The organism is Caldimonas sp. KR1-144 (assembly GCF_049446155.1).
In the GTDB taxonomy this organism is placed as follows: domain Bacteria; phylum Pseudomonadota; class Gammaproteobacteria; order Burkholderiales; family Burkholderiaceae_C; genus Rivibacter.
Genome location: NZ_JBMSEE010000004.1, coordinates 242,452 through 268,220, shown reverse-complemented (window position 1 = coordinate 268,220; position 25,769 = coordinate 242,452). Strand labels below are relative to the sequence as shown.

27 protein-coding genes are annotated in these 25,769 nt (G+C 70.9%); 6 read left to right on the top strand and 21 right to left on the bottom strand.

From position 1 onward, the window contains the following. Positions 1-4: 4 nt before the first annotated feature. The 19 genes from ccmB to ACO2TI_RS11640 form a co-directional block, all read right to left on the bottom strand. Positions 5-673, bottom strand: coding sequence for a heme exporter protein CcmB (gene ccmB / locus ACO2TI_RS11730; RefSeq protein ID WP_423284505.1), 669 nt, complete (start codon positions 671-673; stop codon positions 5-7). 22 nt (positions 674-695) lie between these two features. Next, a complete protein-coding gene (ccmA, locus tag ACO2TI_RS11725) occupies positions 696-1,352 on the bottom strand; it encodes a cytochrome c biogenesis heme-transporting ATPase CcmA (protein WP_423284503.1) in 657 nt (218 codons plus the stop codon). A 2-nt stretch (positions 1,353-1,354) separates the two neighbouring features. Then, on the bottom strand, positions 1,355-2,479 hold the full coding sequence (locus ACO2TI_RS11720; protein ID WP_423284502.1) for a TonB family protein: 1,125 nt from the start codon (positions 2,477-2,479) through the stop codon (positions 1,355-1,357). Between the two features lie 151 nt (positions 2,480-2,630). Next, positions 2,631-3,128: an ExbD/TolR family protein gene (locus ACO2TI_RS11715; RefSeq protein ID WP_423284500.1), complete on the bottom strand. Its 498-nt coding sequence runs from the start codon at positions 3,126-3,128 to the stop codon at positions 2,631-2,633. After that, positions 3,125-3,640 carry an ExbD/TolR family protein gene (locus tag ACO2TI_RS11710; RefSeq protein ID WP_423284498.1) on the bottom strand — a complete coding sequence of 172 codons (516 nt, stop codon included), beginning with the start codon at positions 3,638-3,640 and terminating at the stop codon, positions 3,125-3,127. The genes ACO2TI_RS11715 and ACO2TI_RS11710 overlap by 4 nt, the downstream gene beginning before the upstream one ends. A gap of 45 nt (positions 3,641-3,685) precedes the next feature. Then, the gene (locus ACO2TI_RS11705; protein ID WP_423284496.1) at positions 3,686-4,348 is read right to left on the bottom strand and encodes a MotA/TolQ/ExbB proton channel family protein; all 663 of its coding nucleotides are present in this window, start codon (positions 4,346-4,348) and stop codon (positions 3,686-3,688) included. A gap of 53 nt (positions 4,349-4,401) precedes the next feature. Next, the gene (locus tag ACO2TI_RS11700) at positions 4,402-4,692 is read right to left on the bottom strand and encodes a hypothetical protein (protein WP_423284495.1); all 291 of its coding nucleotides are present in this window, start codon (positions 4,690-4,692) and stop codon (positions 4,402-4,404) included. After that, positions 4,689-5,378, bottom strand: a complete 690-nt coding sequence (locus ACO2TI_RS11695) for a tetratricopeptide repeat protein (protein ID WP_423284494.1) — start codon at positions 5,376-5,378, stop codon at positions 4,689-4,691. The genes ACO2TI_RS11700 and ACO2TI_RS11695 overlap by 4 nt, the downstream gene beginning before the upstream one ends. Then, positions 5,365-8,187: a tetratricopeptide repeat protein gene (locus tag ACO2TI_RS11690; RefSeq protein WP_423284492.1), complete on the bottom strand. Its 2,823-nt coding sequence runs from the start codon at positions 8,185-8,187 to the stop codon at positions 5,365-5,367. Before ACO2TI_RS11690 ends, ACO2TI_RS11695 begins: the two co-directional genes overlap by 14 nt. Continuing rightward, positions 8,174-10,069 (bottom strand): hypothetical protein, encoded by a 1,896-nt coding sequence (locus ACO2TI_RS11685; RefSeq protein WP_423284491.1) that lies wholly within the window; start codon positions 10,067-10,069, stop codon positions 8,174-8,176. Before ACO2TI_RS11685 ends, ACO2TI_RS11690 begins: the two co-directional genes overlap by 14 nt. 10 nt (positions 10,070-10,079) lie before the next feature. Next, the gene (locus tag ACO2TI_RS11680) at positions 10,080-10,607 is read right to left on the bottom strand and encodes an AraC family transcriptional regulator (protein ID WP_423284490.1); all 528 of its coding nucleotides are present in this window, start codon (positions 10,605-10,607) and stop codon (positions 10,080-10,082) included. A gap of 13 nt (positions 10,608-10,620) precedes the next feature. After that, positions 10,621-11,751: a DUF3570 domain-containing protein gene (locus ACO2TI_RS11675; RefSeq protein WP_423284489.1), complete on the bottom strand. Its 1,131-nt coding sequence runs from the start codon at positions 11,749-11,751 to the stop codon at positions 10,621-10,623. Then, a complete protein-coding gene (locus ACO2TI_RS11670) occupies positions 11,738-11,962 on the bottom strand; it encodes a DUF4266 domain-containing protein (protein ID WP_423284488.1) in 225 nt (74 codons plus the stop codon). The genes ACO2TI_RS11675 and ACO2TI_RS11670 overlap by 14 nt, the downstream gene beginning before the upstream one ends. Before the next feature lie 5 nt (positions 11,963-11,967). Further along, positions 11,968-12,477 (bottom strand): peroxiredoxin family protein, encoded by a 510-nt coding sequence (locus ACO2TI_RS11665; RefSeq protein ID WP_423284486.1) that lies wholly within the window; start codon positions 12,475-12,477, stop codon positions 11,968-11,970. Positions 12,478-12,489: 12 nt separating this feature from the next. Next, on the bottom strand, positions 12,490-13,131 hold the full coding sequence (locus ACO2TI_RS11660; protein ID WP_423284485.1) for an outer membrane beta-barrel domain-containing protein: 642 nt from the start codon (positions 13,129-13,131) through the stop codon (positions 12,490-12,492). Between the two features lie 12 nt (positions 13,132-13,143). Continuing rightward, a complete protein-coding gene (locus ACO2TI_RS11655) occupies positions 13,144-13,920 on the bottom strand; it encodes an SH3 domain-containing protein (protein ID WP_423284483.1) in 777 nt (258 codons plus the stop codon). Further along, positions 13,917-14,534 (bottom strand): hypothetical protein, encoded by a 618-nt coding sequence (locus tag ACO2TI_RS11650; protein ID WP_423284481.1) that lies wholly within the window; start codon positions 14,532-14,534, stop codon positions 13,917-13,919. The genes ACO2TI_RS11655 and ACO2TI_RS11650 overlap by 4 nt, the downstream gene beginning before the upstream one ends. Next, a complete protein-coding gene (locus ACO2TI_RS11645) occupies positions 14,531-17,545 on the bottom strand; it encodes a hypothetical protein (protein WP_423284479.1) in 3,015 nt (1,004 codons plus the stop codon). Before ACO2TI_RS11645 ends, ACO2TI_RS11650 begins: the two co-directional genes overlap by 4 nt. Positions 17,546-17,567: 22 nt before the next feature. Beyond that, complete coding sequence (locus ACO2TI_RS11640; RefSeq protein ID WP_423284478.1) at positions 17,568-18,563, bottom strand: FAD:protein FMN transferase; 996 nt, start codon at positions 18,561-18,563, stop codon at positions 17,568-17,570. A gap of 345 nt (positions 18,564-18,908) precedes the next feature. Here ACO2TI_RS11640 and fumC point away from each other — a divergent pair, with 345 nt between their 5' ends. The 3 genes from fumC to iaaH all read left to right on the top strand — a co-directional run bounded on the left by fumC (position 18,909) and on the right by iaaH (position 22,764). Continuing rightward, the gene (fumC, locus tag ACO2TI_RS11635; protein ID WP_423284475.1) at positions 18,909-20,303 is read left to right on the top strand and encodes a class II fumarate hydratase; all 1,395 of its coding nucleotides are present in this window, start codon (positions 18,909-18,911) and stop codon (positions 20,301-20,303) included. A 19-nt stretch (positions 20,304-20,322) separates the two neighbouring features. Then, positions 20,323-21,093 carry a helix-turn-helix transcriptional regulator gene (locus tag ACO2TI_RS11630; RefSeq protein ID WP_423284473.1) on the top strand — a complete coding sequence of 257 codons (771 nt, stop codon included), beginning with the start codon at positions 20,323-20,325 and terminating at the stop codon, positions 21,091-21,093. 222 nt (positions 21,094-21,315) lie between these two features. Continuing rightward, positions 21,316-22,764, top strand: a complete 1,449-nt coding sequence (gene iaaH, locus ACO2TI_RS11625) for an indoleacetamide hydrolase (RefSeq protein ID WP_423284746.1) — start codon at positions 21,316-21,318, stop codon at positions 22,762-22,764. Here the strand turns inward: iaaH and ACO2TI_RS11620 are convergent, their stop codons facing one another. Then, positions 22,765-23,313 (bottom strand): NUDIX hydrolase, encoded by a 549-nt coding sequence (locus ACO2TI_RS11620; RefSeq protein ID WP_423284471.1) that lies wholly within the window; start codon positions 23,311-23,313, stop codon positions 22,765-22,767. Between the two features lie 66 nt (positions 23,314-23,379). Here ACO2TI_RS11620 and ACO2TI_RS11615 point away from each other — a divergent pair, with 66 nt between their 5' ends. From ACO2TI_RS11615 to pgeF, 3 genes are read left to right on the top strand one after another with little or no spacing between them, the layout of a single operon-like run. Continuing rightward, positions 23,380-24,075, top strand: coding sequence for a fumarylacetoacetate hydrolase family protein (locus ACO2TI_RS11615; protein WP_423284470.1), 696 nt, complete (start codon positions 23,380-23,382; stop codon positions 24,073-24,075). 23 nt (positions 24,076-24,098) lie between these two features. Then, positions 24,099-24,740 (top strand): maleylacetoacetate isomerase, encoded by a 642-nt coding sequence (gene maiA / locus ACO2TI_RS11610; RefSeq protein ID WP_423284745.1) that lies wholly within the window; start codon positions 24,099-24,101, stop codon positions 24,738-24,740. Between the two features lie 5 nt (positions 24,741-24,745). Beyond that, complete coding sequence (gene pgeF / locus ACO2TI_RS11605) at positions 24,746-25,513, top strand: peptidoglycan editing factor PgeF (protein WP_423284467.1); 768 nt, start codon at positions 24,746-24,748, stop codon at positions 25,511-25,513. Here the strand turns inward: pgeF and ACO2TI_RS11600 are convergent. Continuing rightward, a complete protein-coding gene (locus tag ACO2TI_RS11600) occupies positions 25,430-25,717 on the bottom strand; it encodes a hypothetical protein (protein ID WP_423284466.1) in 288 nt (95 codons plus the stop codon). The genes pgeF and ACO2TI_RS11600 overlap by 84 nt on opposite strands. Between the last annotated feature and the right edge of the window lie 52 nt (positions 25,718-25,769).

Sequence of the window (25,769 nt, the reverse complement as noted above, 5' to 3'; positions counted from 1 at the left end):
CGCATCACTCCGCCGCCAGGCGCAGCGCGGCCGCGGTGGCCGGCAGCGCGAACAGCACGCTGGCGATCAGCATGGCGCCGAGCAGCGCCAGATGCGCCGCGGCCGACTGGCCACCATCGACCGCCGCGGCCGCGCCGGCGCCGAACACCAGCGCCGGCATCGCCAGCGGCAGCACGATCAGCACGATCAGCATGCCGGCGCTGCGCAGCCCCAGCGTCAGCGCCGCACCAAAGCCGCCGAGCAGGCTCAGCACCGGCGTGCCGATCGCAAGCGACGCCGCGAGCGCCAGCGTCGCGTCGAGCGGCAGGCCGAACAGAAGGCCTGCGACCGGCGCGGCCAGCACGAGCGGCACGCCGCTTTGCAGCCAGTGCGCACAGGCCTTGGCCGCGGCCAGCACGACCGCCGGCTGGCCGCACAGCAGCAACTGGTCGAGCGAGCCGTCCTCGTGGTCGCCGGCGTAGAGCGGGCGTGCCGACAGCATCGCGGCCAGCACCACGCAGGCCCAGACGACGCCGGGCGCGATCTGGCGCAGCGTCTGCGGGTCAGGCCCGACGCCGAGCGGAAACAGGCTGACCGCGACAACGAAGAAGCCCAGCGGCAGCAGCGCGTCGACCGGGCGACGCCGCGCGAGGCTGAGCTCGCGCCGCAGCACCGTGAATCCGAAGCCGGCCATCGCAGCGTCGCCTTTCAGCTTCTCAGGCAAAGGCCTCGAGGTCGAGCGCGCGCGGCGCCAGGGCCTCGAGCGGCTGCGCCGCGTGGCTGGTCAGCAGCACGCTGCCGCCGCGCGCGCGGTGCTCGTGCAGCAGCGCGGCGAGGCGCTCGCAGCCGTCGGCATCGAGCGCGTCGAAGGGCTCGTCGAGCACCCACAGGCCGGGGCGCTCGTCGAGCGCCAGGCGCGCCAACGCGACGCGGCGGCGCTGGCCTTCGGACAGGCGACCGATCGGTGCATCGCGATGGCCCGCCAGGCCCAGCCGATCGAGCGCGGCCGTCAGCGCCGCCACCGAGGCGCCGCGACCGTGACAGCGCGCCAGGAAGGCCAGCGAGGCCATCGCGTCGAGCGGCGCCTTGAGTGCGTTGACATGCGCGAGGTAGCTCAGGTCGCGGCGAAAGCGCGCGCTGTCGCGCACGTCCTCGTCGCCCCAGCGCAGGCTGCCGGCATCGGGCCGCGCGAGACCGGTCACCAGGCGCAGCAGGCTGCTCTTGCCGCTGCCGTTGCGCCCGCGCAGCCACAGCAGTTCGCCGGGCGCAAGCTCGAAGCCGAGCGCCTTGAAGAGCCAACGGCCGCCGCGCCGGCACGCGACGTCGTGCAGGCGCAGCGTCGGCAGCGTCATCGGCAAGACCGCCTCGGCCATCGTCACGACGGCAGGAAATCCACCGGCCAGCTCACGACCATGGTGTCGACGTCCTTGGCGCCGAAGTCGAACTGGCGGATGCGCGCGAGCAGCTTCTGCTCCAGCTCGGCCGCCTTGAGCTCGCTGGAGACGATGCGGCAGTCGACGACATTGCCGCCCGGCGCGATCTTGAGCTCGAGCACGACCTTGCCCTGCAGCGCCGGATCGTCGCGCAGCGCGCGGTTGTAGATCGCGTAGATCGCGCCCTTGTTGCGCTCGAAGACGAGCTTGATCTCCTCGATCGAGCGCGAAGCCTTGCCGGAGCCGCCCTTGGTCAGCGTGCCGCCGGAGCCGCCGCCGCCAACGCCGGTGCCGTCGCCCTTGCCGGTGCCGCCGCGCACGCCGCCGCCACCGTAGCCTCCGCCACCGCCGCCGCCGGCCACACCTTCGACGAGCGTGGTCGCACGGCCCGCGAGGCCGCCGCCGCCGGTATTGCGGCTGTAGGCCGCGGTGTTGATGCCGCCCGAGCCGCCGCCGGCGTTCGACGTGATCATCGCGCGCGACGGCGTGCCGGGATCGGTTCCCGCGCCGACGCCCACGCCCACGCCGGTACCCACGCCCGGCCCCGGCTTGATGTCCTGCTTGAGCTGCACCGCGACCGGCGCGCCGCGCAGCTCTGCCAGCTGGTCCGACGCCGCGAGCAGGCCGACGCCGGCCGCCTTCTTGCGCGCGTTGTCGAGCATCGCCTCGCCGGGCGGCTTGTTCGGCTGCGGGTTGCGCGCCTCGGGCGCGACCGCACCCTTGGGCGGCTCGGGCCGCTTGGGGTCGGGCTTGTTGGCCGCGACCTCGGTCGGCTTGGCCGGCGTCTCGGGCGCCTGCGCGGCGTTGACCGGCTTGGCCGGCTCCGCCTTCGGCACGGGCAGCGGCGCCGGCGCCGCCTGCTCGATCAGCAGCTTGGCCATCGGCGGCGGCAGCGCCTGCGGCTGCTCGCGGTCGATCTGCGGCTTGGGCATGAACAGCATCAGCAGGCACAGCGCCGCGACCAGGCCCAGCAGCCAGCGCAGGACCTTGCGAAAGCGCGCGTCGTCCTCGAACGGCGTGGCCCAGGGCAGAACGCGCTCATGAAACGAAACGGCCAGCGCGGTCATACGCCCCCCTTGGCGCTGCGCGCCTTCCCCCCAAGGGGGAGTTCGCCCGACTTGAGGCGGCTCGGCGTCAGGGTCATTGGCGCCCCCTTGGCGCTGCGCGCCTTCCCCCCAAGGGGGAGTTCGCCCGACTTGAGGCGGCTCGGCGTCAGGCTCATAGCCCATCCTTTCGCCGCACCGCGAACGACACGTCGCTGTAGCCGGCCTGCGAGCCGCTGACCATCACCTTGCGCAGCAGGCGGTAGGGGATGTTCTTGTCGCCCATGATCGTGATCGCGCGGGCCTCGGCCTTGTTGGCTTCGAGCACCGCCTCGCGCTTGCCGAGCAGCTCGAGCTCGGCCTTCAGCGGCGCGATCACGTCGCCCTCGGTGGCGAGCACCTGCTGCACCGAGGCGACGAGCCGGCCTTCGACCAGGATGTCGGCGTCGGTCACCGTGACGACGACGGTCTGCTTGGGCGTGGTGTCGGTGGTCGACTCGGGCAGCTTGACCGCCTTGGGGCTGGTGATCAGCTCGACGCCCGCCGCCGACGACAGCAGGAAGAAGATCAGGATCGTGAACACGTCGATGAGGGACACGAGGTTCATGTCCACCATCGTCTGGTTGCGGTTCTTGCGCGCCGCGCGCTTCTGGATCGGGGTGAGGTTGCTCATGGCTTGGCCCCCGGCTTCGCGGCCGCCGAGACCGGCGCATCGCCGATCGAGATGTTCGGGAACAGCGCCGTGCGCACGATCTTCGGGCCCTCGGTGGCATAGGTGCCGCGCACCGCGTCCATCACCTGCACCAGCGTGTCGTAGGGCGTGTCGGGCGCGGCCAGCACGCTGGCGGCCTGCTCGTCGGGGAAGCGCTGCTTGAGCTGCAGCATCAGGGCCTGCAGCGTCTTCAGGTCGTAGCCGCCGGCGCTGTTGTTGGGGATGCGGTCGATCAGGCCACCGATGCGGTCGCCAACCTCGAGCGCATCGTGGCGCAGCACGATCTCGAGCTGCAGCTTGTCGGCCTTGAGCTGTTCGACGCCGCTGTTCTGCGCAGGCAGGGTGAGGTCGATGACCGCCAGGCGAGTGAACACCGCGGTCGAAAGCAGGAAGGGCACCAGCACCACGATCAGGTTGATGAACGCGGTGATCTCGAGGTGGGCAGCTTCCTTGCGCAAGCGTCGTACGCGCATGTCAGGGCTCCACGGCCGTTGTGGCGAAGAAGGAAGACACGCGCATCAACGCGCGGCGCCGGACGACTGCTCCGAGCGCAGGCGCTGCACCAGGTTCAGGAAGCTGATCTTGGCGGCCTCGAGGCCGTCGACGATCTCGCTGGTCTTGGCCTGCAGGAACGAATGGATCAGCAGGAAGGGGATCGCGACCATCAGCGCGAACGCGGTGTTGTTCATCGCGATCGAGATGGAGGCCGACAGCATCTCGGCCTTCTCGGCCGGGTTGACCTGGGCCACCGCGGTGAAGCCCTTGATGAGGCCGATGATGGTGCCCAGCAGGCCCACCAGCGTGATCACGTTGGCGAAGGTCGCGATGTAGTGCGTGCGCTTCTCCAGGCGCGGCACGATTTCCATCATGCCTTCTTCCATCGCGTGGTCGATGTCCTCGCGGCGCCCGCCGGCGCTTTGCATGCGCTGCAGGCCGTAGTTGACGATCTTGCCGATCGCGGCGTCGGACTTCGAGGTCACGTTCCAGACCTCCTTGAACTGGCCGCCTTGCAGCATGGGCAGCACCTGCTCCCAGACCTTGCGGTTCTGGTTGCGCGCCTTGTTCAGGAACACGAAGCGCTCAATCGCGATCGCGAGGCCGAGCGTCATGATCAGCAGGCTGGGATAGATGAAGAGGCCGCAGTCCTGGAAGAACTTCACGGCCGTTTGGAATGCGTTCATGTCGGTGGCTCCAGGAGCGGCGGTGGGTCGAGGGAAAGGAACGAGAACGAAGTTCAGCGAGCCGGCGCGGGCGCCGGCGTCGCGTTGGGGTTGAGCTGCGCGTCGTAGCGCAGCTGGCGTCGGAACACGTCGCGGTCGATCGGCGCGAGCGCCTCGTCGAGCACGCTTTGCATCGGCCGGCCGGCCAGGTCGCCGGCCTGCGGCTTCTTCCAGGGCACGATGTAGAGCACCTTGGGCAGCTCGCGGCTGCCGATGATCTGCGTGCGGTCGATGTCGGCGCGGTCTTGCGCATGAGCTGCCGGCGCGAGCACGGCGGCGAGGCAGACGATGTGCAGCGGCTTCATTCGCGCTCCTTTCTCGTCTGGGTGGGCGACTGGGTTTGTGTCTGGGCCACGGCCTGCGCGGCCGTGACCTTGCGGTTCTTCAGGTCGGCGACCCACTTGGTGACCATCGCGTCGGGCGCCGGCACGAGGGTCTGATAGCGCTCGTAGAGCGCCAGCGCGCGCGCGCCGTTGCCGAAGTAGAGGTCCTCGAGGATGCCGAGGTTGAGGGTCGCGTCGGCGTAGCCGGCGTCGAGTTCGAGCGCGCGCTCGTAGGCCGTGCGCGCCTGCTCGAACTTGCCGGCGTGGCGGTACGCGATGCCGAGCTGGTTGAAGTACAGCGGCTGCTGCGGGCTCAGGCGCACGGCGGTTTCGAGCTCGCCGAGCGCCTCGGGCAGCTTGCCGGCCTGGCGGTACAGCAGGCCGAGGTTGGCGTGCGGTCCGCCCAGGTCCGGATAGGCCTTGGCCAGCGCCTGGAAGCCGCGCTCGGCCTCGGCACGACGGCCGGCGGCGAGCGCCTGGCGGGCCTCGTCGAAGGCGCGCTGGGCCTGAGGGTTCACCGGCGCCGGCGCCGAGGCATGGCTGTCCGGCGCCGATGCGGCGGCGACGGGCGCGGCAGCGGCCGGGACCTCGCTCTTCGGCGCCATCGCGCCGCAACCGGCCACGGCCAGCGCGAGCACGGCGATCGTCGTCAGCTCAGCGGATCGCATCGATCGCTCCTTCGCTGCGCTCGTTCTTGCCGTAGCGCACCGGGCGCAGCTCGGCCAGGGCCTTGAAACTCTTTTGCACCCACTCGTCGTACAGGCCGGTGGCGGCGCGCCTGGCGTTGGTCTCGTGCAGCTCGGTGGCCTTCTCCTCGAACGGGAAGGCCTGTTCCTCGAGCAGCACGTTGTACTGCTCGAGCTCGAGCTTGGAGAGCTTCTTCGGGCGCTCGGACTTCAGCATCGCGCGCCCGAAGTCCTGGTAGAGCGCGGCGGTGTGGAAGGTCGAGGCGGTGGTGACCTCGGCGACGCCGTAGTCGGCCGCAGCCGCGTAGGCCTTGAGCGCGTCTTCCATCTTCTGCTTCTTGAGCTTGAGCTGGCGGGCCAGCGGCTCGACGAGCTCGACCTTGCGGTAGGCCTCGAGCGCGGGCTCGGCCAGCGCCAGCGTCGCGCTCGCGCCGAGGAAGCGGCTGCGGTCGGTGCGTTGCGCACCGGCGCGCCGATCGGCCTCGGCGATCTCCTTCATCAGCGCGAGCTCGCGGGCCTTGTTGCCGTCGGCCTTGGCGAGTTGGGCCAGGCGCAGGCGCGCCTCGAGGCCGGTGTCGAGCGTGGGGGCGTGCTGCTTCAGGTAGCGCTCGTAGGCCTTGGTCGCGGCGGGCCGCGCGTTGGCCTTCTCGTGGAGCTCGGCGGCCTGCCAGACGGCCGCACCGACGATCGCCGGGTCCGACTTGGCGGCGGCGATGCGCTCGTACTCGGCGGCCGCGGCGCTCCACTGCCGCTGTTCGGTGTAGGCGACGGCCAGCTTGGTCGTCACGTCGTCCTGCAGCGCGTGCTTGGGAAAGCGTGTGCGGAAGTCTTCCAGCAGCTTGGTCGCGGCCGGCCAGTCCTTCATGCCGATCAGCGCGGCCGCGGCGTCGTACTGCGCGGTCGCGCGCACGGCCGAGTTCGGCGCGACGGCGGCGACGCGCTCGAAGTGCTTCACCGCCTCGGGCGCATTGCCGGCGCTGCGCGCGGCCTCGCCCTGCCGGTAGACCGACGCCGCCAGGCGCTCGGTCAGCTCGCCGCGCCCGGCGTCCTTCTCGGGCACCAGGGCCAGTACCTCGCCGTAAGCCTTCTCGGCGGCGGCGAAATCGTTGCGCTCGAAGGCGGTGTGCGCGACGACGGTCCACGCGACGCGCCGTTGCGCCGCCGGCGCGGGCGGATTCAGCGCCAGCACCTGCTGCGCGACCGACACGGCGCGCTCGCCATCCTTCAGCGCGAACAGCTTCTCGGCGCTGTTGGTCAGCACCATGCTCGCGCGCGGATCGGCCGGAAAGGTCGACGCGAAGCGCAGCGCGCTGTCGACGCCTGCGCGCTGCAGCGGCTCGCGCTGCGCCGCGTCGACGCGCTTTTCCTGGTTGGCAAAGGCGAGCAGGGCGGCGTAGCCGGCGTCGGCGCTGCGCGCGCCGGCCGGATAGCCGTAGGCGGTCTTCTCGTACTCCTGGGCCGCGTCGGCGAACTGGCCGTCCTCGAACAGCAGCTCGGCGAGCAGGAAGTTGGCCTTGGGCGCGTCGGCGTCGTCGGGGAACGAGGCCAGCGAGGCGCGGTACCACTTGACCGCTTCCTGGTAGTCGGCGCTCGACTTCGATTTCTGCGCGCTCGCGTGGTAGTGCTGCGCCAGCTCGGCCAGGTGCGTCTTCACCAGCGGCTGCGCGCGTTCCCAGCCGGCCTCGTTGGCGCGGCGGAATTCGCTGTCCACGCCGTAGCGGGTGACGTAGTCCTTCTTCGCGTCGAGTGCGAGGTTGGCGAAGCCGTTGCGCTGGTAGATCTCGATCACGCGCGCCTGCAGCTGCGGCGCCTGCGCATGCAGCGGACGCAGCCGCGCGAACGCGCCGAAGGTGTCGGCAGCGTCCTTGACGCGCTCTTGCTTGAGGTAGAGCTCGCCGAGCTGCTCGTAGACGCGGAATTCGTAGCTGCGGCGCTCGTCGCTGTCGACGTAGGGCGCGATCGACGCCGCGCCTTGCAGATTGGCCAGGCTCAGGCTGGTGACGCGAAACGTGTCCTCGACCAGCTCGCGGTCGGCGCGCGAGAGTCCTTCGAGCGTCTCGAGCCCGCCTTCGCCTTCGCGGTGGGCGATCTTGAGATCGAGCACGCCGAAGAACGCGCGCAGGCCTTCCTCGAGCTTGCCCTGCTTGAACTGCGACCAGCCCTGCATGTAGAGCGCGCGGTCACGCAAGCGGTCCGTCTCTCCGGCCAGCACGGTGGTGTAGGCCTGCTCGGCGCGCGTGTAGTCGCGCGTCGCGAACAGCAGCTCGCCGCGGCGGAACTGCGCCTCGTCCCGATAGGCGGTCTTCGGATAGCTGCCGACCAGCCGGTCGAGCGTCTTCAGCGCAGCCTCGAGATCGCCGCCTTGCTCCTGCGCCCGCGAGAGCTGGTAGAGCACGCGGTCGTTGCCCGGGTCGTTGGGAAACTGGCGCAGGTAGTCCTGGTAGCGGGCGATCGCCGCGCGGTAGTCGCTCGCGGTGCCGGTGGCCGTGCCGGCGACCTGGCGCTCGTCGACGCTGTCCATCTCCAGATCGCCGAGACGGCGCATCGCCTCGGCACGCTGCGGCGCCTTGGGCGAAACCTCGAGGAACTTCTTGTACGCCGCGATGGCCTGGTCGGGGCCGCCTTGGACGCCGGGGTCGGGGCCGACGTCGACCCTGCGCGAGGCCAGCGTCTTGAGCGTCGGCGGCTCGTCCGTGCGGGCGGCGCGCTTGCCGCCGGCACAGGCGCCGAGGCTGGCGGCCACCAGCACGACCAGCACTCGCTTGGCGAAAAGCGACTCAGCGCTTGGCACGGTCGGCCTCCTCGTTGCCGGCGCGCGCCTGCAGCGCACGGTCCTGGATCTGCGCGACCGCGAAGCGCGCCTGCGTCTCGTAGCCGGCGAGGCGCTCCTTCTGGCCGGACAGTTCGGCCACGGCGATCTCCTGCGCCTCGCGCCGCTGCTCCTGCACCAGCGCGGTCACGCGCGGCGACAGCGCGGCCAGCCGCGAACGCAGCGCCTGGATGCGTTCCGCAAAGCGCGCGAACCGCGCCGGCTCGTCGCGCTCGGCCTGCAACAGCGCCTGCTCGTGGCCCTTGGCCTCGGCCAGCGTGGCATCCGCGTCGCGCAGCGCCTTCTTCGCTTCCCATGCGCGCGCCGGCAGTTCGCGGGCGAGCTGCCAGGCGAGGGCGCCCTGGGCGCGACGCAGGCGCTCGGCCGCGTCGGCCACCGACGGGTCGGCGCCGATGCGCTGCAGGGCCTCGCGCGAGCGCTGCAGACGCTCGGCCAGCCCGCGTTCGCGCTCGTCGGCGAAGGCGACGCCATCGCCGGCCTCGGCCGCCTTCTCGAGCTCGGCCGCGAGCGCGTCGCGGCGCTGCTGCATGGCGGCCAGGCCCGCGCTGCGCGAGGGCTCGCGCACCTTGGGCAGGCGCTCGCCGAAGGCCTGGCGGCGGTTGGCCAGCATGTCATCGAAGGTGCCCAGGCGCTCCTGCCACTCGGCCAGGTTCTTCTCGAGGAAGCGCAGGTCGCGGTAGTTCTTGAAGGCCTCCTGGAAGGCGTGGCCGGCCAGCACCGCGCTCAGGTGCGAGGCGTGCGGCATCTCGGGCAGCTCGCGCAGCGTCCAGAACCAGCCCATCTCCTCGCCCGGGTTGCGCTCGGCGAGGCCGTCGAGCAGCTTGCCGGCGCGGATGGCGCCGATCGATTCGTCCAGCCGGATGCGCTCCTGGCCGAAGGCCTCGAGCGCCTCGTTGTAGCGCGCCAGCGCCTGGCCAAAGGCGCCCAGCTCGGCGAGCGCATAGGGCACGGCGATGCGCGCTTCGAGCACCGCGGCGTCGCTCGGGTCGCGAGCGGCGAGCTCGGTCCAGGGCACCAGCGCCTGCTTGGGGTTCTTCATCGCGGCCGCGGCCCAGCCGAAGCCGAGCAAGGCCTTGTTCGAGTGCAGGCCTTCGAGGCGCACGCGCTCGAGCGCGACCCGCGCGTCCTCGGGCCGGTTGTCCTGCAGCGCGGCGAAGCCGAGCGCGACGTTGGCGCGGTCGCGCAGCGTGCGGAACTCGTCGGCGTTGGCGCCGGCCGGCGTGGGCGCGCGGCCGAGCGCATCGAGCAGGGCCGAGCCGCCGGCCGCGTCGCCCGAGCGCACCTGGGCCACGCCGAGGTTGAAGCGCACGTAGGGGCTGGCCTCGGGCAGCTGGAGCGAGGACAGCAGCGCGGACGCACCGGCGTAGTCGCCGCGCGCCATCAGCACGTTCGCGTGCAGCAGCGCGCGCTCTTCGGCAAAGCTCTTGGGCAGCGCGTCGCCGATGCGTTGCAGCGCGGCGTGCGCTTCGTCGACCAGGCCGCGCTGGTAGCGGATCTTGGCGAGGTAGAACCAGGCGCGGTCGCGCACCGCCGGCGCGGTGGTCGTGGCGGCGAGGCGCTCGAAGATCTGCCCGGCCTCGCGGTGCAGGCCGTAGGACAGCAGCAGGCCGCCGCGCAGCACCTCGGCGTCGTCGACGTGGCTGGGCATGCGCTCGAAGTGCTGCGACACCATCAGGTTCGTCACCGAGGTGAAGTAGCGCTCCTGGAAGAAGAAGAACAGCGCGTCGCCGTAGTGCGGATCGACCACCGGCTTGCCGGCGGGCGCCGGCTGGGCCGCGAACGCGACGCCGCAGGCGGCGAGCAGCGCCGCCGCGGCGATCGAAGAGAACTGCCTCAAACGCATCACGACCCGATCACTGCCAGATCTTCACGTCGAACTCGGGCTGCAGCTTGGCCTGCGAGTCCTTGATCTGCAGCTCGATGTACTTGGGCTCGCTGCCCTTGTCGAACTTGACGGTCGCGCCGCGCTTGTAGTCGCGCACGTGCGGGCCCTGGCCGATGAAGTAGGCCACCAGCTCGTGCGTGCCGGTCTTGAGGTTGCCGACGTAGATGCGCTGCACGCCGCCACGGTGCAGGGCCTGCACTTCGAGCGGCGTGTAGAGGTAGTTCGCGACGATCTTGTCGTCCAGGCGGATCTGCACCGAGTCGAGCGAGAACATCTTGCCGACGTCCATCGAGACGAACAGCGCGACCTGGGTGTTGGCCGGGAACAGCAGCTCTTCCTCGAGCACGAGCAGGTCGCGGTTGAGCTGCAGCACGTCGCTCTTGAGGTCTTGCACGCGGGCGTCGAGCGCGGCGGCAGCCGTCTGCGCTTGCGCCAGCGGCAGCGCCGCGGCGAGCAGGGCCGCGGCAAGAGTGCGGCGAAGGGTGTCGAACTTCATGGCCGGTCTCGTCTTAAAAGCTGGCAGTCACCAGCAGCTGGAGGACATGCGCGTTGAACGCGTAGGCCTTGCCGCTGCGCAGGTCGGTGAAGTTGTCGAAGTCGAAGCGCAGGTACTCGTAGTTCGCGTGGGCCTGCAGTTCGTAGCGGCCGGGCGCGCTCGCAAAGGTGTAGGTGGCCTTGGCGCCGATCGCCACGTCGTTGAACTTGCTGAGCTGGCGGTTGCGCGAGATGTAGGTGGTCTCGACCGTCGCGTTGTCGCTGTAGAACAGCGCCGCGTCCTGCGCGTGGTAGCGCAGGTGCGCGCTGGCCAGCCAGCCGGGCGCGACGTGGCGCCGGTACTCGACCTCGAAGGTGTGGGCGCGGACGTCCCAGGTGTCCCAGAAGTAGCGGTAGCCGCCGGCGAGCGCGTCCTGCGAGCCCATGTCCCAGACGGCGCGCAGCTGCAGCGCGCGGCTGGTGCGCGCGCGCGGGTTGCGCTCCGGCACCGCCGCGCCGAACACGCGCGCGACGCGGTAGGGGCTGCCGAGGAAGCCGTCTTCCGAGACCGCCTCGAAGTTCGCGCTGGCGAGCAGGCGCGGCGTGAGGATCTGCGTCACGCCCAGGCGGTACTGCCAGCGCGTGACGGTGTCGTGGAAGCCCGGCTCGTTCTTCTTGTAGACGTCGTCGGAGCCGCGCGAGAAGCCCAGGCTCACGGTCGTCATGCCGCCGAACACCTCCTGCGAGATGTCGGCGCCGAGGCTGTCGGATTTGTAGTCGGGCTCGTCGCTGCGCGAGAGCTTGAGCGACATCAGCGTGTCGCGCACCGCGTAGTCCGCGCCGACCTCGTAAGCGTTGCGCGTCTCCTTGAACGGGCTGGCCGTGGTGACCACGTCGATCGAGGCATTGCTCACCATGTCGACGTAGTACGAGCCGTTCAGCGAGACACGGTCCGCGATGCTCTTGCGCACCAGGAAGGCCGGGCCGTTGGCGCGCACGCCGCCGCCGTCGTAGGCGTGGAGCATGGCCTCGGCCTTGTCGCCGGGCAGGTCCACCGCGCGCGCCTGCTGGCCGAACAGCAGGCCGGCCAGCGCCCCCAGGCCGTGCACGAGGGCGGTGGCGACGCGCGCGAACATGCGGCCGAAAGCGCGGTCAGTTGCAGCCACAGCCGCCTCCTTGCACGCCGGTCGCGCCACGCGCGGCCTCGCGCACCGTCAGCACATGCTCGCGGTGCTTGTCGCCCAGCGCGGTCCCGGACAGCTGCATCGCCGGATCGGCCAGGCGCTCTCGCTCGTAAGGCTTGACCCAGGGCTGGATCGGCGCGCAGCCCGCAGCCAGCACCGCGGCGCCCAGTCCGGCCAGGAGATGAAGTCGCATCGCGTTCATTCCTTGAGGAGCTCGCGGATCTGCTGCTCGTAGGCCGCTTCGTAGCCTTCGCGGTAGCCGCGGTGCACGTAGCGCACGCGGCCGTCGCGGTCGATCAGCACGGTGGCCGGCATGCCTTCGAGGTCGTAGAGCTTGACGACCTGCTTGGCGGCGTCGAGCAGCACGGTGAAGCGCACGCCCAGCTTGGCGGCGGTGGCCATCGCGGTGCGCGGGTCGTCGTCGACGTTGACGCCCCACAGCTGCAGGCCGGCGCTGCGGTACTTCTCGTGCAGGCGGTTCAGGTGCGGCATCTCCTGACGGCACGGCGCGCACCAGGTGGCCCAGAAGTTCAGCAGCACGACCTGGCCGCGCTGCTCCTGCAGCCGCAGGTTCTGGCCGTCGGCCGCGCGCAGCGTGAAGTCTGGCGCGGCGCTCGACGGCTTGACGGTCGCGCCGGCGAGCGTCGCGGCCAGCGCGAGGCCGGCGGCCGCGAGCCAGCGCGCGAGGAGTTGGATGCGGGTGCCCATGCGTCGCCCTGGTCAGAAGAAGTAGGAAAGGCCGGCCGTCAGCTCGAGGTTCTGCGTGCTCTGGCGCTTGCCGAGCAGGTCGAGCGAGAAGATGTGGTCGCGCAGGTCGACCTGCACCGAGAGCTTGTCGGCCAGGAACACGCGTGCGCCGAAGCCGACGTTGAAGGTCTGGCGCGTCTGTTCGTTGAAGTCGGTGCTGCCGACGCCGGCGATCAGGTACAGCGCCATCGGTAGCGCGCGCCGGGTGCCGAGGAAGACCTCGCCGGGCAGGATGTTGTAGCCGACCGAGAGGTTGTAGTAGCTGAGCTTCTCGGAGTCGTCGGTGAACACGCCGCCGGGCAGGATCTGGCGGAAGCTCTCGTCGCTGACCTTGGTCTGCGCGAGCGCGGCCTGCACGAAGAAGTCCTCGGTGATGTGGTAGCCGAGCTTGATGCCGTAGACCCAGCTGGCGCCGAAGTTCTCGGTCGCATAGGTGCCGGTAAAGGCGGCGACCTCGAAGTCCTTGGACGGGTACTTGGGCAGCTTGATGTCGCGCCGCGCCACGTCGGGCACGACGACCTGCTCGTTCGCGGGCGCGGGGGTGGTCTGGGCGGCCAGCGGCGCGGCGGCGAGCAGCGTCGCCAGCGAGGCGAGCAAGGGCAGGGCGATTCGCATGACGAGGGATCGTTAGAAGAAGAACGAGAGCCCGGCCGTGACGGCGCGGAACTCCGAGGAGCGGTTGTCGCCGATGAAGGCGGTGTGCAGCGTCCAGTCGGCACGCAGCACGAAGCGGTCGGTGAGGTAGTAGCGCAGGCCGACGGTCGCGTTGCCGGTATTGGCGTTGGTGGTGGTCGCGTCGACCAGGCTCAGGTTGGGCACGTTCTTCATGCGCCCGAAGCCGATGCCGGCGAACGGCGACCAGCGCTGGTCGGACCAGGGCTCGACGTTGAGGTTGACGTGCCAGAAGTCAGTGCCCGAGTACGTGCCTTGCACCTGGCCCAGCGTGGCCTCGAGGCTCAGCGTTTCGCTCAGCCGGTAGGCAGTGAAGATCTTGAGCATCGGCTCCGACTTGAAGCGCCCCCACGCGCCGCCGAGCTCGAGGCGGCGGTGCAGGTAGTCGTCGAGCAGCATGTCGCGAAAGCTCTTGGCGGCGCCGGCTTCGGTCAGCGTGGCCTCGAGCTGCGCGCGCTGCACCCAGCCCTCCTTGCCGTTGTCGGTGCGCACCTTGAACCAGTCGGTGAAGCGCAGCAGCACCACGACCGCCTCGCCGCGCGCGGCGACGTGGAAGACCGGGTAGCCGCGCCCCGGGCCGGTGCGCATCTCGAGGTAGGGGTCGGCGACGGTCAGGCGCTCGACGGCCGGCGCGTCGTCGGCCGCACGCGCGGCGGGCGCGCCGGCGAACAAGGCGACGGCAATGAAGGCGGGCAGCAGCGCCGCGAGCAGGGATGGGGTCGCGCGGCTCATTCGACGTTGCAGGTGCCGGTCAGGGGATCGGGCGGCGTGAACATGCTGTTGGCCGCCGTGCTGAACTCGTCCTGGCCTTGCGGCATCGGGCGGTTGATCCAGTAGCGGAAGGTCTTGGCATTGGGGTCGTTGGCATCGACGAAGATCAGGCCGCCACCGTGAAGCACGCCCTGGACCAGGGGCTTGAGCAGCAGGCGGCTCTGGTCGGGGCTGCCCGGCAGCGTCACGCCCTGCGACGAATAGAAGTTCTTGTACATGTCGGTCTGACGCACGACGTCAGGCGTGTTCGCCGCGTTCGACAGGTCGACCGCCTGCGCGGCCGCATCGACGCGCAGCGCGCCGCCGGTGCCGGTGCTGCTGCTGTGGCAGCCGCCGCTCGCGCAGCTGTTGACCGAGACCTGGCCGTTGATGTTGGTCTGCAGCTGCGCCAGCAGGATCGGGTTGACGCACTTCTGGAAGTAGGCGAACGAGAGCTTCGAGCTGCTGCCGCCGACCGGCGGGTTCTCGACCGTCGGCGGGTTGTCGATCGGGTTGGAGCCGCCGCCGCAGCCGGCCAGCGCCGCAACGGCGAGGCCGGCCGCGAGCGCCGAGCGGGCCAGGGCGCGCGAGGTCATGGCGTGGGACATCCAGTTCGGATCCAGTTGGCGATCGAGGTGTAGCCGGCGCTGGCGGGCGGCAGCACCGCGACGGTCTGGCCGGTCGCGCCGGCCGGGTGCGGGATGGTCGACGGACGCTGCAGCAGCCGGTTGGCGGCCGGGTCGCAGGTGTTCGAGATCATCGACAGCGTGACGTTGTAGTCGCCCTCGGCATCGCCGGTCAGGATGAAGCGGTTGTTCGCGAACGAGGTCGAGCCGCCCGACAGCGCGCCGCTGTTGCCGATCGGCGAATGGCAGTTCACGCAGCTCGTGCGCAGCGTCGGCAGCACCTGCGCCTCGAACGTGGCCTGGCTGAGCGTGACGACCTGGCGCGCGCCGCCTTCGAACGGGTTGTTGTAGTACTGGCCGCCGAGGTCCATCCACTCGGTGACGAGGCGCCGCTCGGCCGCATTGAGCAAGCTGGCGTGGTTGGGCGCCGTGGCCGGCGGGTTGGGGTGGGCCGCCAGCGCGTCGGCGCCGGCCTTGAGCGTCTCGCCGAACAGGATCTCGCCGAGCCGGCTCGAGCGCGTGATGCCCGCCGCATTGCCCGCGCCGGTGTCGACCAGGGCCGGGCCGCGCACGAGCTCGGGCACGCCTTCGCGCACGCGGATCTGCGGCTGGCCGGTCGCCGGGTCGATGACCGGATCGCCCATCAGCAGCTCCTCGTACGAGATCAGGCGCCCGGTGCCGCTGATGGTGGCGCGCAGGTCCAGCTTGGCGCTGTCGGCGTGGCAGTTGACGCAGGTGTTCGCGCCGCCCGGGCCGCGCGCGCGCGTCCACAGCGGCTGGATGTGCTGCGGGTAGTTGATGACGCCGGCGCCCGGCACCGCGGTCGCGAGGTCGTCGGCCGGGTTGGCGTTGCCGGTGTAGCGCACCGCGATCGGCGCGCGCGCCGTCACGCCGGCCTGCGCGGTGTCGGCCCAGATGTCGGTGTAGACCATGTCGGCGATCAGCTTGAGCGCCGCCGGGTCCAGGCGCGTGCGCAGGCTGGCCATGGTTTCGCCCGACTGGTGCTGGCTGGTCAGCGACGCGCGCAACGAGGTCGGCATCGTGTTGACCACCGAGCCGCTGTTGAGCGCGGCGCCGCGGCGCGGGCTGTGGCAGCCGTCGCAGGTGCGGCGCTCGCCCGGGCGCACCTGGATCCAGTTCAGGTGGGTCTGGATCGCGCGGCCCTTGGGGTCGACGATGGACAGCGCCAGCGGCACGTCGGCCGGCACGTGCAGCTTGAACGAGCCGTCCGGTTCGACCGGCGCGTAGCCGAGGATCTGCTGCTGCTCGAAGTCGGTCTCGCCGATCGAGTCGCGCACGCCCATCGCGTTGGACGGCGGCGCAACGGCGCGGATCGCGCGCACGAAGCGCGCCGGGGCGCAGCCGTAGGCCGCATTGGCCGGGTCCTTGATGCGCAGCAGATCGGCCACCTGCGCGCGCGTGTCGAGCGGATCGCTCGGGCCCGTCTTGGCGATGCCCACCGTGCAGCCGGCCGGCAGGTCGGCGGCGGCCAGCGCCGGCTCGCCCATGCGCTCGAGGCCGTCGGTGTCGTAGACGCTGCGCACCTCGATCAGTGCCAGGCCTTGCGCTGCGAGCACCGGATCGATGCTCGACGACTCCGGCGTGCTCGGCTCGGGCCGCGGCTGCAGCGCGACCGGGTCGGTGTACATGAAGCCCGAAGGCGGCGCGGCGACGATCAGCCAGGTCTGCTTGGCCGGGTCGAACATGTAGATCGCGTAGGCCGCAGGCGCGTTGTCCTGCAGCTCGTCGGCCTCGATCTCCGCTTCGCTGCGGTCCTCGTCGCTCAGGCGCTGGATCTCGGCTTGCGTGAGCGTCGCGCAGGGCACGACGTTGCCGCTGCGCGTGACCTCGCAGGGGCGGTAGGCGACCAGCACGCGGTCGCTGCCGTCCCACAGCGGGAAAGGCGAAGTGACGCGGCCGTACATCGACAAGCCGCGGTCCTGGTTGAGCGCCTGCGCCGTCACCTCGCTCTGGCCGCCGGCGCCGGGCACCGTGGTGTTGGCCGGCGTGTTCTGCTCGGAGTAGTTGGCGACGTCGATGAACATCAGCGAGCCGCCTTCCTGCGTACGCGACAGCGCCATCAGGTCCGAGGACACGAAGCCGGCGTACTTGCCGTTCGGGTCCATGTCGCGCGGGTGCAGGAAGCTGTTGCCCGGGCTGTGCGCGCCGTAGAGCACGAACATGTCGGTGCCGTCGGGCTTGACGCGGAAGATCGCGAAGCGGTTGCGCGGGCCCACGTGCTCCCAGCGCGAGAACATGATGTCGCCGTTGGGCCGCACGACGGGGTTGCGGTCATGGCTCTGGTTGACGGAGATCTGCGTGATGGCGCCGCCTTGCGCATCCATCGTGTGCAGGTTGAACACGCGCTCGCGCTCGTACTCGTCGAGCGCGTAGTAGGTCTGGCCCAGCGCCTGGTTCTCGCGCGTGGCGGTCTGCCGGTTCGACGAGAACACGAAGCCGCGACCGGCCGGCAGGTAGGCGGGGTCGACGTCGTCGTCGGTGGTCGAGGCGGTGAGGCGGCGGAACGTGCCGTTCGTGAAGCCGCCGCCGGCCGACATGTCGTACTCCCAGATGTTCCAACGCCCGGTGCAGGCCGGCGCGCCGTCGATCTGCACGTCGTTGGTGGTGGGGCAGCGCATCGCGAAGACGATCTTCTTGCCGTCGTACGAGACCTCGGGGTCCGACGCGTCGCCGACGCCCATCGTGAAGCGCGCGGTGAGGTTGTGCTCGGGCGCGCTCGGCGATGACTTCTCTCGCAGCATCAGGTCGCCCCCCTCGGCGCTCGGCGCGCCGTTGGTCGGGTTGATGCCGATCGCGGTCGAGCGCTTCACGTAGGCGATCGGCACGTCGCCGGCCACCGCGACGGTGTCGGAGCCGCTGTCGCCGCTGCCGGAACAGGCGGCCAGCGCCAGTGCGATCGCGGCCGCGAGGCCGCCGGCCGCCACGACGCGATGCAGGGACAAGAAGGTGCTTGGGTTCACGTTCGTCTCCTTGTTCTGGAGCTCAGGTGTTCGGGCGCGCGTCGAGCAGCCCGCTGCTGCGGTGCAGGCGGCCTTGTGCGTCGACGACGATCGCATCCACGCCGGGCGTGGCCTCGACCAGCCGCAGGCCCTGCTCGACGCCGAGCACGAAGACGCTCTTGGACAGCGCCTCGCTGGTCAGGCCGTCGGGGGCCAGGATGGTCACGCTGGTCACTTCGCGCGGCGAGCGGCCGGTGCGCGGATCGATCAGGTGGTGGTGGCGCACGCCGTCGCGTTCGAAGAAGCGCTCGTAGTCGCCGGAGGTGGAGATCGATGTGTCCTCGAGTGGCAGCACCGCGACGACCTCGTTCTCGCGCCGCGGGTCGCGCACCGCGATGGTCCAGGGCCGGCCCTGACGCTCGCCCATCACGTGGCTGTCGCCGCCGGCCGCGACGAGGGCATGGCGGATGCCGGCGCGCTTGAGCAGGGCGATCGCGTTGTCGACCGCATGCCCCTTGGCGAAGCCGCCGAGGTCGATGCGCACGTCCTCGCGGGCGAAGCGCAGCGTGCCGGCCAGGCGGTCGAGCTGCAGGTGGCGCCAGCCGATCGAGGGGCGCGCCCGCGCGACAGCCTGGTCGTCAGGCGCGACACCGGCGCGGTAGTCGTAGAGCCGGCCGACGCCGGCGTAGGTGATGTCGAAGGCGCCGCCGGACAGTTGCGAGAAGCCGATCGCGCGCTCGACGAGCATCTGCATCTCGGTGCTCAGCGCCACCGCATGGCGGCCGGCCTCGCGGTTGACGATCGACAGTTCCGAGTCCGGCTTGTGAGGGCTGAACCGGCGGTCGATGCGGTGCATCTCGGCGATCACCGCCTCGGCCGCGGCTTCGCCTTGCGAGCGGTCCTCGCACCAGAGCTCGACGCGGATGGCCGTGCCCATGATCGCCTCCTCGCGCACGATCCAGCCGCCCGAAGCGGCTGCACCGAAGCGGCGCAGGAAACCGGTGCCGCGCTGCAGCGCGCCCGATAGGCCAAACGACATACATCCTCCTAGAGGCGCCTTGCGGCCGGCCTTGCGGCCGACCAGAACGACAGGCTCCCTCCGCCCGTGCCGCGTTTTCTTTGTGTGGGTTCGACGACCCGCCTGCATCTCCACGCCGCCATTGCGGCGACGCCGGGCGCGGCACGATCCGGGTTCGCGACGCCGGAACGTGGGGCGGATTCTTTCCGCTCGTCCAGGTGGCGTCGGGGTGAATAGTTGGCAAACTGTTAACGGCTTACATCCCGTTGCCGCAGTGTTGGCGCCAGGGCACGCGGCCCGCGCGAACAGGGGGTTGCATCGCTCGCCACCGATGCAAGGTCATCGTCTCTTCACGAAGGTCCACCGATGAGCGAAGTGCGCACCGAAACCGACAGCTTCGGCCCGATCGAGGTGCCGGCGCAGGCCTTGTGGGCGGCGCAGACCGCGCGCAGCCTGCGCTTCTTCGCGATCGGCGATCAGCGCATGCCGACCGAGATCGTGCATGCGCTGGCGTGGATCAAGTGGGCGGCGGCCAAGGTCAACGCGCAGCTGGGCCGACTCGATGCGAAGCGCGCCGAGGCGATCGCCGCTGCTGCCGAACGCGTGGCCCAGGGCGAGTTCGACGCCGAGTTCCCGCTGTCGGTCTGGCAGACGGGCTCCGGCACGCAGAGCAACATGAACGCCAACGAGGTCGTCGCCAACCTGGCCTCGCAATCGCTGGGCGGGCCGATCGGCGCCGGCCGGCTCGTGCATCCCAACGACGACGTCAACCTCGGCCAGTCGTCGAACGACGTGTTCCCGACCGCGATGCACGTCGCGGTGGCCTGCGCCGCGCCGCAACGCCTGCTGCCGGCGCTGCGCGAACTGCGCAGCGCGCTGGAGGCCAAGGCGAGCGCCTTCGCCGACGTGGTGAAGATCGGCCGCACGCACCTGCAGGACGCGACGCCGGTGACGCTGGGTCAGGAGTTCTCCGGCTACGCGGCGCAGCTGGCGATCTGCGAAGCGGCGATCGAGGCCGCGCTGCCGGCGGTGCAGTCGCTGGCGATCGGCGGCACCGCGGTCGGCACCGGGCTCAACACGCATCCCGAGTTCGGCGCGCGCGTCGCGAAGGCGCTCGCCGAGCGGCTGGGCGTACCGCTGCGCCCGGCCGGCAACCTGTTCGCGGCGATGGCCGGGCACGAGGCGCTGGTCCTCTTCCACGGGGCGCTGAAGGCGCTGGCCGTGGCGCTGACCAAGATCGCCAACGACATCCGCCTGATGGGCAGCGGCCCGCGCGCCGGGTTCGGGGAACTGCGCCTGCCGGAGAACGAGCCTGGCAGCTCGATCATGCCGGGCAAGGTCAACCCGACCCAGGTCGAGGCGCTGACGATGGTGTGCGCGCAGGTCATGGGCCACGACGCGGCGATCGGCTTCGCAGCCAGCCAGGGTCATTTCGAGCTCAATGTCTACAAGCCGCTGATCGCGCACGACGTGCTCGACAGCCTGCGCCTGCTGTCCGATGCGATGCAAAGCTTCGCGCGTCACTGCGTGGTGGGCATCGAGGTCGACGCGCATCGCGTCGACGACCTGGTGCAGCGCTCGCTGATGCTGGTGACGGCGCTCGCGCCGCACATCGGCTACGACCGCGCGGCGAAGATCGCCAAGCATGCGCACCGCACCGGCGGCAGCCTGCGCGACGCGGCGATCGAGGTCGGCGGCATCAGCGCGGAGGAATTCGACCGTTGGGTCGATCCCAGGCGCATGCTGGGCCCGCAGGCATAGTCCCTGCAAGGCACGGCCCGTGTACCTGAACGCCTATCAGGCCGACCTGCTCGGCCGCATCATGGCCACGCTGGCCGAACCGCACACCGAGGCCGAAGTGCGTGCCCAGCTGGGCCGCTACATGCTGGAGCTGCTGAATGCGCAGCACTACGCCAGCTACGTGTGGGATGCCGGGGCAGGGCGCTTCGACATGGGCCTGAGCATCAACATGGACCCCGCCAACCTGGTGCGCTACGAGCGCTACTACCAGTTTCACGATCCGATCACGCTGCGCCTGCAGCAGCACCGCCGGGCGGTGCGCGTGAACGACGTGATGCGCCAGGCAGAGCTCAAGCGCACCGAGTTCTTCAACGACTTCCTGGCCCGCGACGGTCTGTACTGGGGCATCAATCTCTACGCCTGGGCGGGCGACCAGAACATCGGCGACATGCGCATCTGGCGCGACCGCCGGCGCGAGGACTTTTCGCGTGACGATGCACAGCTGCTGGACCTGGTCCGTCCGGCCCTGACAGCCGCGCTGCTGCGCTGCCGGATCGCGCGCGGCGATGCGCCGCACGAGGCGCCAAGCGGCCCGTCATCGCCCGCATGCGGCGACGAATCGGCGGCACTGGCGCGCTTGAGCCCGCGCGAAGGCCACGTCGCCCGGCTGGTCGCGCAGGGACTCACCGACAAGGCCATCGCGCAGCGACTCGCGATCTCGGTGACGACGGTGCGCACCCATCTCGACAACGCCTTTCGCAAGCTGGGCGTCGCGAACCGGGTCATGCTCGCGCGCCGGCTGGGCGGCTGATCAGCAGGCCTCCTCGATCATGAGGATGTCCGCGCACGAGGTGGACTTCGACGATGGCAGCGGCCCGTCATCCGGCAGGGCCGTGACCCGACCCGAGACACCTCCATGCCCATCTCACGTTCTCGCCGCGGCTTTCTCCAGCGCTGGGGCGCGCTCGCCTCGTCCCCCTTGATCGCCACCGGCCTGGCCGCCTGCGGCGGCGACGGCGATGCGACCACCCCAATGCCTGCCGACGAACAACTCGCCTTGACGGCGGCGCAGGCCCTCGACGCGATGCGCAGCGGCCGCTTGTCAGCCGAGGCGTACATGACGACGCTGATCGCGCGCGCGCAGTCGCAGAGCGCGCTGAATGCCTTGATCGTGCTCGACGCCGACGCCGCGCTGGCGGCCGCTCGGGCGATCGACACGCAGCGCGCGGCCGGCGCCGCCTTGCCGCCGCTGGCCGGGCTGCCGATCCTCGTCAAGGACAACATCAACACGGCCGGCTTGCCGACCACCGGCGGCACCAGCGCCTTGCGCGACGTGCGGCCCGCGGCCAACGCGCCTTCGCTGCAGAGGCTGATCGATGCCGGCGCGATCGTGCTGGGCAAGGCCAACCTGCACGAGCTGGCGTTCGGCATCACCAGCACCAATCTGACCTCGTTCGCCGGCGCGGTGAAGAATCCGTACGACACCAGCCGCATCCCCGGCGGCTCGTCGGGCGGCACCGCCGCGGCGATTGCGGCACGCATCGCGCCGGCCGGGCTGGGAACCGACACCGGCGGCTCGACGCGCGTGCCGGCCGCGCTGTGCGGCATCGCCGGCCTGCGGCCATCGGTCGGCAACGGCGGCGCGCAGCGACGCTACGACGACGCCGGCGCGGTGGTGCCCATCAGCCACACGCGCGACACCATCGGGCCGATGGCCCGGACCGTGGCCGATCTGGCCTTGCTCGACGCGGCGATCACCGGTCGCGCCGTGGCGGCGCCGATCGGACTCCAGGGCCTGCGCATCGGCATCCCGGCGAGTTTCTGGACCGGCTTGGACACGCAGGTGGCGGCGGTGATGATCGCAGGGAGAAGCAGGCTCGCGGCGGCGGGCGTGGTGTTCGTCGAGGTCGATCTGAGTGGGCTGTTCGACCTCAACGACCAGGTGTCATTCCAGGTGGCACTGCACGAGCCGATTGCCGACATTCCCGCCTACCTGGCGGCCACCGGCGTCAGCGGCATCACGCTGGCCGACATCGCCGCGGGTGTCGCGAGCCCCGACGTGAAGGGCGCGTTCGGCGCGATCCTGGCCGACGCGTTCGGCGCCGCCTACCCCGACGCGATGCAGGTCCATCGGCCGGCAATGCAAGCGCTGTACGCGGCCTACTTCAGCGACCACGCGCTCGATGCGGCGATGTTCCCCACCACGGTCTTGCCGGCGGTCGCGATCGACCAGGTCAACGGCTCGTCGACCGTGTCGATCAACGGCGGCCCCGCGGTCGACGAGTTCGGCGCCTACATCCGCAACACCGATCCCGGCAGCAACGCCGGCATCCCGGGCCTGAGCCTGTTCGCAGGCATGACAGCCGACGGCCTGCCGGTCGGACTGGAGCTGGACGGCCCCCTGGGCAGCGACCAGAAGCTGCTGGCGATCGGGATGGCGATCGAGGCCGTGCTGGGCAGCGCGCCGGCGCCGGCGCTGTAGTCAGCCGATGTCGGCCAGGTGCACGCCGAATGCGCCGCGCCGGCGATCCTCGAAGTAGCGGTGCAGCGTCTCGCGCACGGTCCTGAACGCGAGTTCGTCCCAGGGAATCTCGTGCTCCTGGAACAGCCGCACCTCCAGGCTTTCCGGGCCCGGATCGAACTGCGTGTCGAGCAGCTCGGCGCGGAAGAACAGGTGGACCTGGCCGACCTTGACCACGTTCATCACCGTGTACAGGCCCGCCAGCCGCACGCGCGCGCCGGCTTCCTCGTCGGTCTCGCGCAAGGCGCCTTGCTCGATGGTCTCGCCCAGCTCGAGAAAGCCCGCGGGCAGCGTCCACAGGCCGTAGCGCGGCTCGATCGCGCGCTTGCACAGCAGCACGTGCTCGCCCCACACCGGCAGCGTGCCGACCACGTTGATCGGGTTCTCGTAGTGGATCGTGCCGCAGTTCGTGCAGGTCGCGCGCTCGCGGTTGTCGTCGGCCGGAACCCGGTACGCCGCCGGCGAACCGCAGACACGGCAGTGCTTGATGGGGCGCGGCTCGAAGAACATCGAGACAGTTTAGGGCCTGTTGCGTGGCATCATTTTCAGCTTCATCAGTACCCTGACGTTGACGCCATGAGCCTCGTGATCTCCGCTTGCGCGACACCGCTCGTTCCCGTGCGCGGCAGCGCGGACGCCTTTCCGGTGCGCCGCATCTACTGCGTCGGCCGCAACTACGCCGAACACCAGATCGAGATGGGCGGCACGGGCCGCGAGGCGCCGTTCTTCTTCATGAAGCCGGCCGACGCGGTCGTGCCGGTGGCTGAAGGCCAGACCGGCACGCTGCCTTATCCCACGCTGACGGCCGACTTCCATCACGAGGTCGAGCTCGTGGTCGCGATCGGGCAGGGCGGCGCCAACATCCCGGCGGCACAGGCGCTCTCGCATGTGTGGGGCTATGCGGTCGGCCTGGACATGACCCGTCGCGACCTGCAGGCGCAGGCCAAGAAGGCGGGGCGGCCGTGGAGCATTTCCAAGGGCTTCGACGCGTCGGCGCCGATCGGCGCGCTGACGCCCGCGGCGCAGGTGCCGGGCATCGCCAGCGCGGCGATCGAGCTGCGCGTCAACGGCCAGCCGCGCCAGGCCAGCCGCATCGACAAGATGATCTGGAACGTGGCCGAGATCATCGAGCACCTGTCGGCCGCCTGGACGCTGGCGCCCGGCGACCTGATCTTCACCGGCACGCCCGAGGGCGTGGCCGCCGTCGTGCGCGGCGACGTGCTCGAAGCGCGCGTCGAGGGCCTGGCGCCGCTGGCGCTGAAGGTGGCCTGATGAACCAGCAAGACGCCGGCGCGATGGAGCTCTACAACTATTTCCGGTCGTCGGCCTCGTTTCGCGTGCGCATCGCGCTGGCCCTCAAGGGCCTGGACTACGCCTACCGCCCGGTCCATCTGGCGAAGAACGAGCAGTTCGGCGAGGCCTTCGGCGCGCTGTCGGCCACGCACCTGGTGCCGGCGCTGCGCGACGGCGATGCGCTGATCGGCCAGTCGCTGGCCATCATCGAGTACCTCGACGAGACCCGTCCCGATCCCGCGCTGCTGCCGCGCGACGCGCTCGGCCGGGCGCGCGTTCGCTCGCTCGCGCTCGACATCGCCTGCGAGATCCACCCGCTCAACAACCTGCGCGTGCTGCGCTACCTGGTGCGCGAACTCGGCGTCGCCGAGGACGCCAAGAACGGCTGGTACCGCCATTGGGTCGAGCACGGCCTCGCGGCCTTCGAGCGGCGGCTGGCCGGCGAGCCCGGGACCGGGCGCTTTTGCCACGGCGATGCGCCGACGATGGCCGATTGCGTGCTGGTGCCGCAGGTCTTCAATGCACAGCGCTTCGCCTGCCGGCTGGACCACGTGCCGACCGTGATGCGCGTGTTCGAGGCCTGCATGGCGCTGCCCGCGTTCCAGCAGGCCCAGCCCTCGGCCTGCCCCGACGCCGAGGCCTGAGGGCCATGCACGAGGACTGGATCCGGCCCGCGTTCGCCACCGCGAACGTTGGCGCCTTGATGAGCACGCGCGCCGGCGGCGTGAGCCGCGGGCCGTTCGAAAGCCTCAACCTCGGCAGCGCGGTCGGCGACGACCCGCAGGCGGTGGTCGAGAACCGCCGCCGCTTCGCGGCCGCGCTGGGCGGCGCGGCCGTGTGGCTCCAGCAGGTGCATGGCACGCGAGTCGTGCCGCTGACGCCGGCCGACGCGAGCGCGCCGACTCACGAAGCCGATGCCTGCGTGACCAGCGAGACCGGCGTGGCCTGTGTGATCCAGGTGGCCGACTGCCTGCCCGTGCTGTTCGCGGCGCCAGAGGGCCGCGCGGTCGCGGCCGCGCATGCCGGTTGGCGCGGCCTCGCGGCTGGCGTGCTCGAGGCGACGGTGGCGGCGCTGTGCGAACGCAGCGGTGCGGCGCCGCGCGACATCGAGGCCTGGCTGGGGCCATGCATCGGTCCGAACGAATTCGAGGTCGGCGCCGACGTGCTGGCGGGCTTTGGCGCCGAGGCGGCCCGGCCGCACCCGCGCTTCGCGGCTCGCGCCGGTCAGCCCGGCAAGTGGCTGGCCGACCTGCCGGGCCTGGCGCGCGACCGACTCGCGGCGCTGGGGCTGACGCGGGTCAGTGGCGGCAGCTGGTGCACGGTCGGCGACCCGTCACGCTTCTTCTCGTTTCGGCGCGACCGCCCCGTCTTCGGCAACAGCGGGCGGCTCGCCGCCGCCATCTGGCGCCGCGGCTGAGGCCGCCGAAGCTGCGGCCTCGGCGGCGCGCTGTCGCTTGCGCCGCGCCGGTGTTCCCAAAAGGTACATCACCAGCGCCACGGGCCCGAGGCCATAGAGCAAAAACGTGAACGCGGCACCGAGCACGGTGCCCACCGGGCTCGTGGCCTCGGCCACGGCCATCATCAGCGCGACATAGAGCCACGCGATCGCCACCAGGTACATCGCTGTCGTCGGGTTCGCTACGGGGGTTTGCGCCGAGGCAAGGTCGCCCCGT